This is a genomic window from Stenotrophomonas oahuensis, assembly GCF_031834595.1.
Taxonomy (GTDB): Bacteria; Pseudomonadota; Gammaproteobacteria; order Xanthomonadales; family Xanthomonadaceae; genus Stenotrophomonas; species Stenotrophomonas oahuensis.
Genome location: NZ_CP115541.1, coordinates 1253696 through 1267630 on the forward strand (window position 1 = coordinate 1253696; position 13935 = coordinate 1267630).

Annotated in this window: 15 protein-coding genes; 9 read left to right on the forward strand and 6 right to left on the reverse strand. The window is 66.7% G+C overall.

Going from position 1 to position 13935, the window contains the following annotated elements; genetic code table 11:
- Positions 1-40 precede the first annotated feature (40 nt).
- Genes PDM29_RS05480 through PDM29_RS05505 form a run of 6 tightly spaced genes read left to right on the forward strand, consistent with a single transcriptional unit; the run spans position 41 to position 5936 of the window.
- A complete protein-coding gene (locus PDM29_RS05480) occupies positions 41-2869 on the forward strand; it encodes a monovalent cation/H+ antiporter subunit A (protein WP_311192869.1) in 2829 nt (942 codons plus the stop codon).
- Positions 2869-3249 (forward strand): Na+/H+ antiporter subunit C, encoded by a 381-nt coding sequence (locus PDM29_RS05485; RefSeq protein ID WP_311192870.1) that lies wholly within the window; start codon positions 2869-2871, stop codon positions 3247-3249. The genes PDM29_RS05480 and PDM29_RS05485 overlap by 1 nt, the downstream gene beginning before the upstream one ends.
- On the forward strand, positions 3246-4781 hold the full coding sequence (locus PDM29_RS05490; RefSeq protein ID WP_311192871.1) for a monovalent cation/H+ antiporter subunit D: 1536 nt from the start codon (positions 3246-3248) through the stop codon (positions 4779-4781). Before PDM29_RS05485 ends, PDM29_RS05490 begins: the two co-directional genes overlap by 4 nt.
- Positions 4778-5284: a Na+/H+ antiporter subunit E gene (locus PDM29_RS05495; RefSeq protein ID WP_311192872.1), complete on the forward strand. Its 507-nt coding sequence runs from the start codon at positions 4778-4780 to the stop codon at positions 5282-5284. The genes PDM29_RS05490 and PDM29_RS05495 overlap by 4 nt, the downstream gene beginning before the upstream one ends.
- Positions 5281-5565, forward strand: a complete 285-nt coding sequence (locus tag PDM29_RS05500) for a K+/H+ antiporter subunit F (protein WP_125360575.1) — start codon at positions 5281-5283, stop codon at positions 5563-5565. Before PDM29_RS05495 ends, PDM29_RS05500 begins: the two co-directional genes overlap by 4 nt.
- Positions 5562-5936 carry a Na+/H+ antiporter subunit G gene (locus tag PDM29_RS05505; protein WP_311192873.1) on the forward strand — a complete coding sequence of 125 codons (375 nt, stop codon included), beginning with the start codon at positions 5562-5564 and terminating at the stop codon, positions 5934-5936. Before PDM29_RS05500 ends, PDM29_RS05505 begins: the two co-directional genes overlap by 4 nt.
- A gap of 24 nt (positions 5937-5960) precedes the next feature.
- On the opposite strand, the gene PDM29_RS05510 is transcribed toward PDM29_RS05505, so the two are convergent.
- Together PDM29_RS05510 and PDM29_RS05515 are read right to left on the reverse strand one after the other, a co-directional pair.
- Positions 5961-6914: a sodium:calcium antiporter gene (locus PDM29_RS05510; protein ID WP_311192874.1), complete on the reverse strand. Its 954-nt coding sequence runs from the start codon at positions 6912-6914 to the stop codon at positions 5961-5963.
- A 78-nt stretch (positions 6915-6992) separates the two neighbouring features.
- Entirely contained in the window at positions 6993-7607 is a 615-nt protein-coding gene (locus PDM29_RS05515) for a hypothetical protein (RefSeq protein ID WP_311192875.1), read from the reverse strand.
- A gap of 135 nt (positions 7608-7742) precedes the next feature.
- Between PDM29_RS05515 and PDM29_RS05520 the strand changes: the two genes are divergently transcribed.
- The gene (locus PDM29_RS05520; RefSeq protein WP_311192876.1) at positions 7743-8243 is read left to right on the forward strand and encodes a hypothetical protein; all 501 of its coding nucleotides are present in this window, start codon (positions 7743-7745) and stop codon (positions 8241-8243) included.
- Positions 8244-8372: 129 nt separating this feature from the next.
- Here the strand turns inward: PDM29_RS05520 and hmgA are convergent, their stop codons facing one another.
- Positions 8373-9674, reverse strand: coding sequence for a homogentisate 1,2-dioxygenase (hmgA, locus tag PDM29_RS05525; RefSeq protein ID WP_311192877.1), 1302 nt, complete (start codon positions 9672-9674; stop codon positions 8373-8375).
- Positions 9675-9687: 13 nt separating this feature from the next.
- Positions 9688-10803, reverse strand: coding sequence for a 4-hydroxyphenylpyruvate dioxygenase (gene hppD, locus PDM29_RS05530; protein WP_311192878.1), 1116 nt, complete (start codon positions 10801-10803; stop codon positions 9688-9690).
- Between the two features lie 129 nt (positions 10804-10932).
- Between hppD and PDM29_RS05535 the strand changes: the two genes are divergently transcribed.
- Positions 10933-11424: a MarR family winged helix-turn-helix transcriptional regulator gene (locus tag PDM29_RS05535; protein WP_125360569.1), complete on the forward strand. Its 492-nt coding sequence runs from the start codon at positions 10933-10935 to the stop codon at positions 11422-11424.
- A gap of 63 nt (positions 11425-11487) precedes the next feature.
- On the opposite strand, the gene PDM29_RS05540 is transcribed toward PDM29_RS05535, so the two are convergent.
- Positions 11488-12630, reverse strand: a complete 1143-nt coding sequence (locus tag PDM29_RS05540; RefSeq protein WP_311192879.1) for a hypothetical protein — start codon at positions 12628-12630, stop codon at positions 11488-11490.
- Positions 12631-12844: 214 nt separating this feature from the next.
- Between PDM29_RS05540 and PDM29_RS05545 the strand changes: the two genes are divergently transcribed.
- Positions 12845-13249 carry a DUF6795 domain-containing protein gene (locus PDM29_RS05545; protein ID WP_311192880.1) on the forward strand — a complete coding sequence of 135 codons (405 nt, stop codon included), beginning with the start codon at positions 12845-12847 and terminating at the stop codon, positions 13247-13249.
- Positions 13250-13364: 115 nt separating this feature from the next.
- Here the strand turns inward: PDM29_RS05545 and PDM29_RS05550 are convergent, their stop codons facing one another.
- The gene (locus PDM29_RS05550) at positions 13365-13928 is read right to left on the reverse strand and encodes a thioredoxin family protein (RefSeq protein ID WP_311192881.1); all 564 of its coding nucleotides are present in this window, start codon (positions 13926-13928) and stop codon (positions 13365-13367) included.
- Positions 13929-13935 lie beyond the last annotated feature (7 nt).

The window sequence follows — 13935 nt, forward strand, 5'->3', positions numbered from 1 at the left end:
TTAGACTGAACAACCTGCTCGTGAATCGCGCATTCCCTGCATGAATCCTGCCCTGCTCCTGCTGCTGGCCCTGCCCTTCCTGATGGCAGCGGTCGTGGCCACATTCCGCACCAGCTCCCGCGCCACCGCCGCCTGGCTGGCCGCCGTCGCCCCGTTGGGCGGGCTGGCCCTGCTGGCGACGATGACCCCGGCCGTGATGCAGGGCGAGGTGGTGCGCAGCTTCGGCGACTGGTTGCCGCAGATCGGCTTGGCCTTCTCGCTGCGCCTGGACGGGCTGGCCTGGATGTTCGCCGGCATGGTGCTGGCGATCGGCGCACTGGTGGTGATGTATGCCCACTATTACCTGAGCGCCCGCGACAGCGCGCACCGCTTCTACTGCTACCTGCTGCTGTTCATGGGGGCCATGCTGGGCATGGTCCTGTCGGGCAACCTGTTGCTGCTGATGGTGTTCTGGGAAATGACCAGCATCAGCTCTTTCCTGCTGATCGGCTTCTGGTCGCATCGCCAGGACGCGCGTGAAGGCGCGCGCATGGCGCTGGTGGTCACCGGCGGCGGCGGCCTGGCCCTGCTCGGCGGCGTGCTGCTGATCGGGCGCATTGTCGGCAGCTTCGAGCTGGATGCAGTGCTGGCCGCGGGCGATGTGATCCGCAGCAGCCCGCTGTATCCGTATGCCCTGTTCCTGGTGCTGGCCGGCATCTTCACCAAGAGCGCGCAGTTCCCGTTCCACTTCTGGCTGCCGCACGCGATGGCCGCGCCGACCCCGGTGTCGGCCTACCTGCACTCGGCCACCATGGTCAAAGCCGGCGTGTTCCTGCTGGCACGGCTGCACCCGGCGCTGGCCGGCACCGACCTGTTCTTCTACACGGTCAGCGGTATCGGCGCGCTGACTCTGCTGATCGGCGCGTGGAACGCGATCTTCCAGCATGACCTGAAGGGCCTGCTGGCCTATTCGACGATCTCGCACCTGGGCCTGATCACCCTGCTGTTCGGCCTGTCCACGCCGATGGCGGTGGTGGCCGGCGTGTTCCACATCCTCAACCACGCCACCTTCAAGGCCTCGCTGTTCATGGCCGCCGGCATCATCGACCATGAAACCGGCACGCGTGACATGCGCAAGCTCGGCGGATTGCGCCGGCTGATGCCGTTCACCAGCGCGCTGGCGATCATCGCCTCGCTGGCGATGGCCGGCATTCCGCTGCTCAATGGCTTCCTGTCCAAGGAAATGCTGTTTGCCGAGGCGATCACCACACAGGGTCCGGAGCCGATGCGCATCGCGGTGTCGATCGCGGCGCTGCTGGCCGGCGTGTTCGGCGTCGCCTACAGCCTGCGCTTCGTGCACGACACCTTCTTCGGCAAGGGCCCGCATGATCTGGACCGGGTGCCGCACGAGCCGCCGCGCTTCATGAAGGTGCCGGTGGAGATCCTAGTGGTGATCTGTCTGGCCGTCGGCATCGCGCCGGCAATCACCATCGCGCCTGTGCTCGACACCGCCGCACAGGCCATTCTGGGGTCGGCGATGCCTGTCTTCAGTCTGGCGGTGTGGCACGGCTTCAATTTGCCGCTGGTGATGAGCATCGTCGGCGTGCTCGGCGGCATCGCGCTGTACTTCGGCCTGCGCCGGCGGATCAACCTGCATGCGGTGGTCAGCCGCACCATCGGCCGCAACCTGTTCCACAAGCAGCTGGACCTGGTGTTCGGCTTTGCCCACGGCCTGACCCATGCGCTGGCCAACGGCAGCCTGCAGCGCATGCTGATGGCGCTGGTGGTGGTGGCCATCGTGGTCGCGGCCGCGCCGTTCGTGGCCAACCCGATCTCCCCGAACTGGCCGTCGCCGCAGCCGATTCCGCTGCTGGGCTGGGTGCTGTGGGCGGTGATCGTGGTCTGCTCGTTCGGCGCGCTGTTCGTGTACCGGCAGCGCCTGCTGGCGGTGCTGGTGGTCGGTGGCGTGGGGCTTATGGTGTCGCTGACCTTCGTGTTCCTGTCCGCACCGGACCTGGCGCTGACCCAGCTGCTGGTGGAAATGGTCACCCTGGTGCTGATGCTGCTGGGCATGAACTACCTGCCGGCGCAGTCGCCGCCGGAGAAGTCGCGCTGGCGCAAGCGGCGTGACGCGCTGATCGCCGTCATCGCCGGCGGCGGGCTCGGGGCCATGGCCTACAGCGCGATGACTCTGCCGCCGAACACCATGGCGGGCGAGATGCTGGCGCGCGCCCTGCCCGAGGCCTACGGCGAGAACGTGGTCAACGTGATCCTGGTCGACTTCCGCGGCTTCGATACCTTCGGCGAGATCACCGTGTTCGGCATTGCCGCGCTGGTGGTGCATGCGCTGCTGCGGCGGTCGCGCATGGCCCCCGAGCAGATCATGCCGGGCCCGCCGATCAAGCTGCCGGTGCCGGCCGATCTGGCCCAGATCATGTTCCCGCTCACCCTCACGGTGTCGATCTTCCTGTTCCTCCGCGGCCACAACGCGCCGGGCGGCGGCTTCATCGCCGGCCTGGTGCTGGCGGTGCCGCTGCTGATCCAGTACGTGATCCAGGGCACCGAATCGGTGGAGTCGCGCTTCGGCTTCGACTACATCCGCTGTATCGGCGTCGGCCTGCTGATCGCCATTGTCAGTGGCTGCGCCTCGATGCTGTTCGGGGTGCCGTTCCTGACCAGCGGTCACGTTGACCTGGAACTGCCGTTGATCGGCACCGTGCCGCTGGCCAGCGCCATCGGCTTCGACACCGGGGTGTACCTGGTGGTGTTCGGTGGCGCGATGCTGATGCTGTCGATGATGGGCACGATCAAGCCGCACCGTACCCGCAACGCCCGCAAGGGTGAGATCGATCCCAACCGCCGTTCGGCCTTGACCGGGGAGATGCACTGATGGAACTGGCCCTGGCAAGCGCGATTGGCGTACTGGCAACGATCGGCATCTACCTGCTGCTGCGCGCGCGCAGCTTCGACGTCATCCTCGGCATGACCTTCCTGTCCTATGCCACCAACCTGCTGATCTTCGCCGGTGGCCGGCTGGTCAGCGGCAAGGCCCCGGTGCTGAAGGAAGGCGTGGCGTCAAACCTGGGCAACTACACCGACCCGCTGCCGCAGGCGCTGGTGCTGACCGCCATCGTCATTGCCTTTGCGATGACCGCAGTCAGCATCGTGCTGGCGATGCGCAGCCGCAGCGACAACCACAGCGACCACGTGGATGCGCACGAGGAAGAGCCGGCCCCTGACACCGCGCCGGGCCGGGAGGGCGGCGCATGAACCATGTCGTGATCCTGCCCATCCTGATTCCGTTGGTCGGTGCAGCGCTCTCGCTGTTTGTCGAACACCGGCGCTACGGGCCCAAGGTGCAGCGCAGCGTGGCCTGGACCACGCTGGCGGCGTTGGCCGCCGCTGTCGCCCTGCTGTTCTCCCGCACCGCCGATGGCAGCATCGCGGTGTACCTGCTGGGCGACTGGCCGTCGCGGCTGGGCATCGCACTGGTCGCCGACCGGTTGTCCAGCTGGATGCTGCTGACCACCCTGCTGCTGGCCATTGCCTGCCTGCTGCATGCCTGTTCCGGTTGGGACCGGCGCGCACCGCACTTCCACGCGCTGTTCCAGTTCCAGCTGGTTGGTTTGAACGGTGCCTTCCTCACCGGCGACATCTTCAACCTGTTCGTGTTCTTCGAGGTGATGCTGATCGCCTCGTACGGCCTGCTGCTCAGCGGCGGGCGCGGCCTGCGCATGCGCATCGGCCTGCACTACGTGGTGTTCAACGTCACCGCCTCGACCCTGTTCCTGATCGCGCTGGGCCTGCTGTACGCCTCGCTGGGTTCGCTGAACATGGCCGAGCTGTCGCAGCGCATCGCCGAAGTTCCGGCCAGCCACCTCACCTTGACCAAGGCTACGCTGGGCCTGCTGCTGCTGGTGTTCTGCAGCAAGGCGGCGTTGATGCCGCTGTACCTGTGGCTGCCGGAAGCCTATGCGCGTGCACCCGCCGCCGTGGCGGCGCTGTTTGCGATCATGACCAAGGTCGGCCTGTACGCCGTGCTGCGGGTGAGCTCGCTGTGGTTCGGTGAAGACGCGGGCCCGATGGCCGGCTACGGCAGCCAGTGGTTGCTGTGGGCCGGCGTGGCCACGCTGGTGCTGGGCGGGCTCGGCGTGCTGGCTGCGGCACGCCTGCGCGTGCTGATCTCCTACCTGGTGGTGGTGTCGGCGGCGACGCTGTTCATCGCGTTCGCGATCCGCACACCGCAGGTGCTGTCGGCCGGTCTGTACTACCTGCCGCACAGCACCTTTGTCGCCGCCGCGCTGTTCCTGATCGCCGACTTGATCCGCCGGCGTCGCGGCGGAGCCAGCGACCGCAAGGAAGTAATCGCGCCGATGCCGGGCAAGCAGACCCCGGCGGTGCTGTTCCTGATCGCAGCGGTGTCGGTCGCGGGTCTGCCGCCGCTGTCCGGCTTCCTCGCCAAGGCCGCGTTGCTGGCCGGCATGCCGGCGCAGTACACCGGCCTGGTGTGGAGCGCGGTGCTGATCAGCAGCCTGATGGTGATCGTCGGCATCACCCGCGGTGGCGTGCGCCTGTTCTGGCGCGTGCCGGTCGCCGAAGAAGGCGTACCCGCGCCGCGCAAGGCTCCTACCCGCACGGTGGAGCTGTTCGCCGCCGGCCTTCTGCTGGTCTACGGCATCGGCATGGCGGTGTTCGCCAACCCGCTGATGCGTTACACCGACGCCATGGCCGCCCAGTTGCTGCAGCCGCAGGACTACGTAGGCGAGCTGCGCGCGACCACGCCGGAGATCCGCCGCCCATGACGCGCAAACGCCCGTTGTTCCGCCGCCTGATTCCCTCGCCGATGCTGAGCTTCACGGTGCTCGCGTTCTGGGTACTGATGTCCGACAGCTTCACCCTGGGCCAGATCCTGCTCGGCCTGGTGCTGGGCGTGGTGGTGCCGCTGTTCGCCGCCCGCCTGGACCGCGAGTTCGCGCGCATCGGTTCGCTGCGGCCGATTCCCAAACTGCTGTGTGTGACCCTGTGGGACATCCTGGTGTCCAACATCCGCGTGGCGATCCAGGTGCTGGGGCCGGAGCGCCGCATCCACCCCGGCTTCATCTGGTTGCCGCTGGATATCGCCAACATCCACGGCATTGCCGCGCTGACCAGCATGATCACGCTGACCCCGGGCACTGTGTCGGCCGCGTTGTCCGACGACCGCCGCTATCTGCTGGTGCATGTGCTGCACCTGGATGACCCGGACGAGCTGATCCGACAGATCAAGACCCGCTACGAAGCCCCGCTGATGGAGATCTTCCCATGACCGGATATGTGTTCATCCAGACCACGCTGGTGGTGTGCATGCACGTGGTCGGCCTGGCCATGCTGCTGGCCACCTGGCGCCTGCTGCGCGGGCCGACCGTGCCGGACCGCATCCTCGCGCTGGACACCTTGTCGGTAACCGCGATTGCCGAACTGATGCTGTTTGGCATGTACCTCAATTCAGCGGTGTACTTCGAAGCAGCGCTGGTGATTGCAATGCTCGGCTTTGGCAGCACCGTGGTGCTGAGCAAGTTCGTGCTGCGCCGGGATATCGTCGAATGATCACCTTCATCCAGATCCTGCTGTCGCTGCTGCTGCTGTTCGGCTGCTTCTTCATCCTGGTCGGCGCGCTGGGGCTGGTGAAGCTGTCCACGTTCTTCAAGCGCCTGCATGCGCCGACCAAGGCCAGCACGCTGGGCGTGGGCTGCGTGCTGGCCGGTTCGGTCGCGTATCACATCTTCCTGGGTGAAGATCCGCAGCCGCGTGAGCTGCTGATCACCGCTTTCCTGTTCATTACCGCGCCGATCAGCGCGCACATGATGGCCAAGGCCGCGTTGTCGCTGATGATGGAAAAGCGGCCGAGCCTGCCGGGGAATGACAAGGCCGAAGAAGAGCAGTTGCCGCCGCCGCAACCGGACGCAGAAGACGCGTAGAGCCACGCCCTGCGTGGCTGCGACTCACGCCCCAATCAAGGCCAGCTCCAGCACCACCCAGCCCACAAACGCCACCAGCAGGATCCCGCCCTCACGCCGGCTGAGAGTCAGGTCCCCACGCAGCATCGGGTACAGCACCAGCACGAAGGCGATCGCCGCGGGCAGCTCCAGCTTCACGAACGATTCCGGCAACGCAATCGGGCGCAGCGCGGCCATGCCGCCCACCACCACCAGCAGGTTGAACAGGCTGGAGCCGATCACGTGACCCAGCACCATGTCACCCTGCCCACGCCGTGCGGCCACGACCGCAGCGGCGACCTCCGGCAGCGCGGTGCCGATCGCCACCGGCAACAGGCCCACCAGCAGCGGTGACCAGCCCAGTCCGGCCCCGAGCACCGGCGCGGCGTTCACGATCCAGCGCGCGCCGTAGTACAGCGCCACCCCGGCAAACACGACCCGCAGCACGTTGAGGAACAGGCCGGTGCGGGTCATTGCGTAACCGGCAATGGCCTCACGCACCGGTTCGGCTTCACGCCGCGCCGCACGCAGCAGGAACGCCAGCACACCGACGAAACCCAGCAGCAGCAGTGCGCCTTCCCAGCGCGCGATGACGCCATCGAGGCCGAACACGATCAGCGCCAGGCTGACCACCGCCAGCAGCACCAGCAGCGGCGACAGCACCCGCGCGCGCACCAGTAGCGGCGCGGCCAGCGCGGCGAGGCCCAGGGTCAGGCCGACATTGACGATGTTGCTGCCCACCGCGTTGCCCAGCGCGAGGTCCTCGGCTCCTATCGCGAAGGCGCGCGCGTTGACCACCAGTTCCGGCAGCGAAGTCCCGAAGGCGACCAGCAGCAGGCCGGCCACGAACGGCGACGCGCCGAAGCGCTGCGCCAGCCCGGAGGCCGCCTTGACGATGGAATCCCCGCCCAGTGCCAGCAGCACCAGGCCCAGCACGAACCAGATGGCAGCAGCGAACATTGGCCTCTCCCCATGATGCCGGGCATGGCCCGGCGTTCCCATGTGCCCGGCTGGGCACCTCCCGGTGCCTACGCTACCTCAACTGCAGCCTTCCACGTAGTCCACCTGCGGGGTCTGGCCCACCCGCCACGCAGTGACGGTGCCATTGCCGCCGATCTCGAAGTTCAGGATCGCACCGCCCTCGGCGGCCGGCCGCACCCGCAGGTTGTGCCCGTTCTGCTCGTACTTGTGCGGGGTCAGGTCAGCCCGCTCCGGATACAGCGCCTGCAGCTCGCCCAGGGTCATGCCGACCTTGCCGCCGCCCGGGGCCACGATGCGGTCGTTGCGCACGTCGTAGCGGACCAGCTTGCGGCCTTCGATCATGAAGATCACATCATCGGCCTGCGCGCCCTGCGGGCGCAGCGCATGGCAGTAGTCATCCGGCACGTCGCCCTGCAGCGGTTCGCTCCAGGCGGTCTTGAGCGCGTCCAGTGAAGCGCCCAGGGTTGCGGCCCCGTAGCCGTCCAGACGTGCCGGGCCGCTGCCCGCAGTCGCCGCGCCATCCTGTGTCGTGGGCATCGATGCCGGTGCGGCCGGTTCGCCTGCGGCGGCAGGTCGTGATTCATCGGCGGGCACCACCGCCGGTGGCCGCCGGTCGCAGGCGGCCAGGGACAACACCATACCGATGGCCAGAACGCCTCCCAGCTGTTTCATGAGCACATCTCCTCCGTTCAGTGCCGGCAGCGTAGTCCCTTTGGCGTGCAGCGGATGCATGCAAGTCGCCGGTTGTCATCACGCTTTCACCTGGCCCATTCAGGCTCGGCGTGCACCGCATCGACACCTCTCCTCATGCAACCGCGCAAGACCGATCTCGCCCGCGACGCCCTGCAGGCCCATCGTGCGCCGCTGGACATGCGCCAGCGGCGGCTGCTGATCATGTGTGATGGCCAGCGCGATATCGGCCAGCTGACTGCGCTGATCGGACCGGAAGCGCCGGCGATGGTGATCCAGATGATCCAGGCCGGGTATCTGGTGTCTGCGCCGGAGCCGGCGGTGGTGGCGGTGCCTGCCACAGTAGCCGCTCCCGCGGCGGCGGAGCCGGCACCGGAGCGACGTCGCTCATTGGTGGCCGCGCGGATCTATCTGCTCGGCATTCTGGAACTACAGCGAAATCCGCAGGCGGCGGCGCTGTACCGAGATCTGCAGATGGCGCGTGCCGAGGGCGATGTGGTGACAAGCCTGCGGACGGCGTTGGAGGCGCTGCCGGGGATGACGTCCGAGGGCTACTCGCAGCGCGTCCGGCAGCGCGTGCTGGAGGCGCTACCGTTGGAGCACGGCGAGGCGATGTAGAGCCGGGCTTGCCCGGCTGCTCTTGCATTACGCGAACGGCAGCCGGGCAAGCCCGGCTCTACGGGGTATCCCGCGAGCGGCAACGGACGGGACATCCCACGAACGTCGGCGGTGCAGACTCCGCCCCCGTCACCCGCCGAAATGCTTCTTCAACCCCTGCCAGCACTGCTGATACCCACGCTGCCGATGTGCAGCCTCCATGGCCTGCGCGGTCGGTCGAATCACCCCGCGCGTTTCGAACATGAAAGCCATGGTGTCCTTGACCACGTCCGGCTTGGACAGATCCGCTGCCGAAGCCTTCTCGAACGTGGCCGCATCCGGCCCATGCCCGCTCATGCAGTTGTGCAGCGATGCACCGCCGGGCACGAAGCCTTCGGCCTTGGCGTCATAGGCACCGTGAATCAAACCCATGAACTCGCTGGCGATGTTGCGGTGGAACCACGGCGGACGGAACGTGTCCTGCGCCACCAGCCAACGCGGCGGGAAGATGGCAAAGTCCATGTTGCTGGTGCCCGGGGTGTCGCTGGGCGAATGCAGCACCAGGAAAATCGACGGATCCGGGTGGTCGTGGCTGATCGAGCCGATGGTGTTGAAGCGGCGCAGATCGTAGCGGTACGGGGCGTAGTTGCCGTGCCAGGCGACCACGTCCAGCGGCGAATGATCGATGTCGGCACGCCACAGGTGCCCCTGGAACTTGGCGATCAGCTCGAACGCGCCTTCCACGTCTTCAAACGCCGCGTGCGGGGTCTCGAAATCACGCGGGTTGGCCAGCCCGTTGGAGCCGATCGGCCCCAGGTCGGGCAGCTTCAGCAGCGCACCGAAGTTCTCGCAGATGTAACCCCGCGCCTGCCCGTCGGGCAGCTCCACGCGGAAGCGGACGCCGCGCGGCATCACCGCGATCTGCTGCGGTTCGACCTCGATCACGCCGAACTCGCTGAGCAGGCGCAGGCGACCCAGCTGCGGCACGATGAGCAGTTCGCCATCAGCGTTGTAGAAGTAGCGTCCCTGCATATCCGCCGTGGCGGCATAAAGGTGGATACCCACGCCATGATGCGCGTCCGGCGCACCGTTGCCGCCCATGGTGTACAGCCCATCGACGAAATCGGTCGGCGTGGACGGCAGCGGCAGCGGGTCCCAGCGCAGCTGGTTCGGCGACACCGCGCCGTGCGCGAAGTCGCTGTGCAGGTGCGGCTGCGCGTAGGGGGTGAACTCACCATGGCTGACCGCCGGACGGATGCGGTAGACCCAGCTGCGCCGGTTGCTGCCACGCGGGGCGGTGAACGCGGTGCCGGACAGTTGCTCGGCATACAGTCCCCGCGCCACGCGTTGCGGTGAGTTGCGCCCGACCGGCAGGGTATCCGGCAGGGCTTCGCTCGCGAATTCGTTGCCGAAACCGGTTTGATAGCCGCGTGAAGCGATGGACGGGGACATGATCGGGCTCCGGTTACAGTACGCCGCGCTTGATCTGGTCGCGCTCGATGCTCTCGAACAGCGCGGTGAAGTTGCCTTCGCCGAAGCCTTCGTTGCCCTTGCGCTGGATGATCTCGAAGAAGATTGGACCGATGCAGTTCTGGGTGAAGATCTGCAGCAGCTTGCGCTGCTTCGTCTCCGGGTCGGCATCGATCAGGATCTTGTTCTTCGCCAGACGGGCCACGTCTTCGCCATGATTGGGAACGCGCTGGTCGATCACGTCGAAGTAGGTGTCCGGCGTGTCCAGGAACTCCACGCCCTGCGCGCGCATCGCTTCCACCGTGTCGTAGATGTTCTCGGTGAAGCAGGCGATGTGCTGGATACCCTCGCCTTTGTAGGCATCCAGGTATTCGTTGATCTGGCTCTTCGGGTCGGACGACTCGTTCAGCGGGATGCGCACGATGCCGTCCGGCGCGGTCATCGCCTTGGACACCAGGCCGGTCTTCAGGCCCTTGATGTCGAAGTAGCGGATCTCGCGGAAGTTGAACAGCCGCTCGTAGTAGTCCGACCACTGCTGCATGTTGCCGAAGTACAGGTTGTGGGTCAGGTGGTCGATGAAGGTCAGCCCGAAGCCGACCGGATGCTGATCGACACCTTCGATGGGGGTGTAGTCGGTGTCGAACATGCTGCCGTTGGCACCGTAACGGTCCACCAGGTACAGCATGCAGTCGCCGATGCCCTTGATGACCGGGGCCGGTACCGCCTTGGACTCCGGCTTGAAGTCGATCGCCTCGGCCCCGTTGCCCAGCGCCATCTGGAACACCTGCTCGCCCGGCTTCTGGAAGCGGATGGCGAAACCGCAGGCACACGGACCATGCTTGGCGGCAAAGTCAGCGGCGAACGAGTCCGGGTCCTCATTGACCAGGAAATTCACGTCGCCCTGGCGGTACACGGTGATGGCGCGCTGCTTGTGGCGCAGCACCGCGGTGAATCCCATCTTGCGGAAATAGTCGTGCAGCTCGGCACCACGTCCTGCGGGCGCTGCGAATTCGACGAACTCGAAACCGTCGATTCCCATCGGGTTTTCGAAGGTGGTCACCTGCATGCCCGGGTTGGGGGCGTGAGTGGCGGTGCTGGGCTGGCTGCTCATGACGTGGCTCCAAAACTGGCCCCACCTGAAAAAACCAGATGACGGGCGGAAGGCAGACCCGCGAGAATGCGGAGTCCGGAATGAAGGTTTATAGTTTCATATGAAACCACCATCAAGGTGCACTGCAGCATGAATCCGCCCGATCCCGCCAGCCAGCGCATCCGCGCCTCGCACGCCCTGCTCGACCTGGAGCAGTTCCTGCCTTATCGGCTCAGCGTCCTGTCCAACCGGGTCAGCGGCAACATCGCCAAGCTGTACGGCGACCGCTACGGACTGGCAATCCCGGAATGGCGGGTCATCACCATCCTGGCGTTGTACCCGGGGTCTTCGGCCAGCGAGGTGTCCGACCGCACCGCGATGGACAAGGTGGCGGTCAGCCGCGCCGTGGCCAGACTGCTGGAGCGGGGCTTCATCAAGCGTGAAACCCATGGCGACGACCGCCGTCGTTCGGTGCTGGCGCTTTCGGCCGCCGGGTTCGAGGTCTACGAGACCATCGCGCCGCTGGTGATCGAGATCACCCGCAAGCTGATGTCGGTGCTCAGCGAAGAGGAAGAGCAGTTGTTGGAGAAGCTGATCCTGCGCCTGGCCGGGGATGGCCTGCAGCGCATGGATGAGGGGTGATCAGAGCGTGCCCACCAACGGTGGGCACCTACCGGTAGGTGACGACCGTTGGTCGTCACCCCATCACCTCAGATGCTTCTTCCGCGCATGCACCCACGGCGCGGCCAGTGCCCCGATCGCACCGGCGGCCAGCCCCAGTGACGCCGCCACGGCGGCGGCCTCGACGGCGTTGGGCAGGGCCAGCGCCGCGATCACCAGGATGGCCGACGGCAGGCCGATGAACGTGGCCATGAAGTAGCGCCAGCGCGGCACCCAGGTGCTCACCTGGAGCAGGCTGACCGGGACCCACGCTTCGCCGGACGCGTCTTCGGCCACCTTGGCGGCGGTCTTGACCAGGTCCACTTCCACCGGCCCCTTGCCTTGGCGGACGGCAGCCAGCATCTGCGCTACCTCGTCCACCGGCGGATACGACGACGGCCAGAGGGTCGGCGCAGGAACGCCATACGCGGTCAGCAGCGGCACGCTCAGCCACGGGGCCAACAACGGACGCAGCTTGCGCCGGCCCAATACGCACCAGACCTGCGCAGTGCCATGCGCCACCACGCTGTACAGCGCCAGCTCGCCCGGCTCCGGATAGGGCAGCACGTGCACGCGCGCGGCCATGCTGTCGTAGCCCATCTGGCGCAGGAAGCCGGGGCGGGTGCGTCCCTCGTGTGCCCAGGCCAGACCCAGCGCGGCGACCAGATAGGCCCCGGCCGGATCCTTGGCCCCGGCGCTGGCGCGCTCGTCGCTGGCCAGGAAGAACGCCAGCGACTTGGGTTCGGCCACATCGGCATGTTCCCAGCGGCCGCTGTCGCCGATCACGTGTTTGACCGGCAAGCGCGCCGGCTGGGTGTCGGCCGTGGCGGTGTTGTGCAGATAGGGCAGCACCGACAGCACAAAGGCCTGCAGGTCCACGCCACGGTTGCCGGCACCCTGCCACTCGCCTGGCAGCAAGCCGGCCAAGGCTGGATTGCGGGCCAGCCGGTCCAGCTGCGCCTTCTGCTCCACCAGCTTCTGCACGGCGGCCTTGAGCAGCACGTTGTCCGGCAGTGAAATCAGCGGCAGGCGATAGAGCATGGAGCCCGGCGACGGCGCGTCCGCTTCGCTACCCAGCGCATCGGGCGCGGAGTGGTCGTCCAGCAGCACCTCCGCCGGCGGCAGCGCCACGCCCGCCACGGCGGAAGCGGTGGTATCGGAAACGGTGTCGCTGGTTCCAGGCTGCATGCGATGTCGGCCCTCGAAGGCGTGGCGTCAGGTCCTTGGGGGTAACGGCAGTGCGTGGACGAACTGTAGGTCCGAGCGTTGAAGATGTGACACACCGCGCTCTTTTCATGGCAGTCTGCTGCGTTATCGCAGTGAGCAGGAAGCGCGCGTGTCAAAAAGGATGTCGTGGGTGTGCTGCACCCTGTTGGCTGGACTACTTACCCCAGGATGGGCAATGGCTTTTTCAAAGACGCTGACGCTGTTTTCTGAAGTCGAAGGCACCGTGGTGATGGACGGACAACCGGTCGCCGGCGTGCAGGTCGAACAGGAGCATCACTGGCACTGGAAGGACCAGCGCGGCACCGTCACGGTGACCACCGATGCGCAGGGCCGCTTCCGATTTCCCGCAGTGACCGCCACCTCGTGGACCGCCGGGCTGCTGCCGCATGAGCCGGTGATCGGTCAGCGCATCACCCTGCGCTACCAGGGCAAGACGCATAAGGGCTGGGTGATGAGCAAGCGCAACTACGATGCGCAGGGCGAAGTGCCGGGGCGCGCGTTGCGGTTTGTCTGCGATCTGGGCGACAAGGCGGTGGCGCATCCGGAAACGGAGACGTTCGGAATCTGCCGGCTGGTGTGAGAAACCTGGCCTACCGATGACGTAGAGCCGCGCCGCAGTACGTTTGCGGCAGCCGCGAAGAAGAACGCGTCGCCACGCGTCCATTCAGTGACGTGCCGACGACGTTTTGCCGGGTTTACGGTGCCCAGGCCTGCACGAAGGCGAGGAAGCGTTCGCGGTTGTAGCCCTTGGGCTGGCCCTTGTCCGCTTCCAGTTCGCCGGTGAACTGCGAGTGCAGCAGCTTGCCGTCGGCGTCGAGCACGAACAGGTGCGGATAGCCCTTGATCGCCGGGAACTGCGACAGGAAGGCCGCGTTCTCGTTGTCTTCGCTGTAGTTGACCTTCATCCACACGTACTTGGTATCGACCAGCGTGCGGACGTCTGCATCACCTTCGATGAAGGCGTCCAGCAGGTGACACCAGGAACACCACTCGCCACCCACATCAAGCACGATGCGCTTGCCGCTGCGGCGGGCTTCGGCCTGCGCGACCGCCAGGTCGGTGGCTGGGTCGCGAGCGGGATCAAAACGACTGTTGAGCGCGGCCACGTCGGCGGCCACCGGTGCGCTGGAGACAGCGCCCGGTGGCTGCGCGGAGGCAGCAGGCGATGGCGCAGCAGCCGGGGCCGGCGGCGAAGACGGCGAGCAGGCACACAGCAGCCCGGCCATGATCAACGACGAATACCCCATCTTCATGCGCATCGCAGAC

What these genes read in the sequence shown, in the direction of transcription:
- PDM29_RS05485 (WP_311192870.1), top strand. Translation starts at nt 2,869, where the DNA reads ATGGAACTGGCCCTGGCAAGCGCGATTGGCGTACTGGCAACGATCGGC.
- PDM29_RS05515 (WP_311192875.1), bottom strand. Translation starts at nt 7,607, where the DNA reads ATGAAACAGCTGGGAGGCGTTCTGGCCATCGGTATGGTGTTGTCCCTG.
- PDM29_RS05505 (WP_311192873.1), top strand. Translation starts at nt 5,562, where the DNA reads ATGATCACCTTCATCCAGATCCTGCTGTCGCTGCTGCTGCTGTTCGGC.
- PDM29_RS05500 (WP_125360575.1), top strand. Translation starts at nt 5,281, where the DNA reads ATGACCGGATATGTGTTCATCCAGACCACGCTGGTGGTGTGCATGCAC.
- hmgA (WP_311192877.1), bottom strand. Translation starts at nt 9,674, where the DNA reads ATGTCCCCGTCCATCGCTTCACGCGGCTATCAAACCGGTTTCGGCAAC.
- PDM29_RS05480 (WP_311192869.1), top strand. Translation starts at nt 41, where the DNA reads ATGAATCCTGCCCTGCTCCTGCTGCTGGCCCTGCCCTTCCTGATGGCA.
- PDM29_RS05495 (WP_311192872.1), top strand. Translation starts at nt 4,778, where the DNA reads ATGACGCGCAAACGCCCGTTGTTCCGCCGCCTGATTCCCTCGCCGATG.
- PDM29_RS05520 (WP_311192876.1), top strand. Translation starts at nt 7,743, where the DNA reads ATGCAACCGCGCAAGACCGATCTCGCCCGCGACGCCCTGCAGGCCCAT.
- PDM29_RS05540 (WP_311192879.1), bottom strand. Translation starts at nt 12,630, where the DNA reads ATGCAGCCTGGAACCAGCGACACCGTTTCCGATACCACCGCTTCCGCC.
- PDM29_RS05490 (WP_311192871.1), top strand. Translation starts at nt 3,246, where the DNA reads ATGAACCATGTCGTGATCCTGCCCATCCTGATTCCGTTGGTCGGTGCA.
- PDM29_RS05545 (WP_311192880.1), top strand. Translation starts at nt 12,845, where the DNA reads ATGGCTTTTTCAAAGACGCTGACGCTGTTTTCTGAAGTCGAAGGCACC.
- PDM29_RS05510 (WP_311192874.1), bottom strand. Translation starts at nt 6,914, where the DNA reads ATGTTCGCTGCTGCCATCTGGTTCGTGCTGGGCCTGGTGCTGCTGGCA.
- hppD (WP_311192878.1), bottom strand. Translation starts at nt 10,803, where the DNA reads ATGAGCAGCCAGCCCAGCACCGCCACTCACGCCCCCAACCCGGGCATG.
- PDM29_RS05550 (WP_311192881.1), bottom strand. Translation starts at nt 13,928, where the DNA reads ATGCGCATGAAGATGGGGTATTCGTCGTTGATCATGGCCGGGCTGCTG.
- PDM29_RS05535 (WP_125360569.1), top strand. Translation starts at nt 10,933, where the DNA reads ATGAATCCGCCCGATCCCGCCAGCCAGCGCATCCGCGCCTCGCACGCC.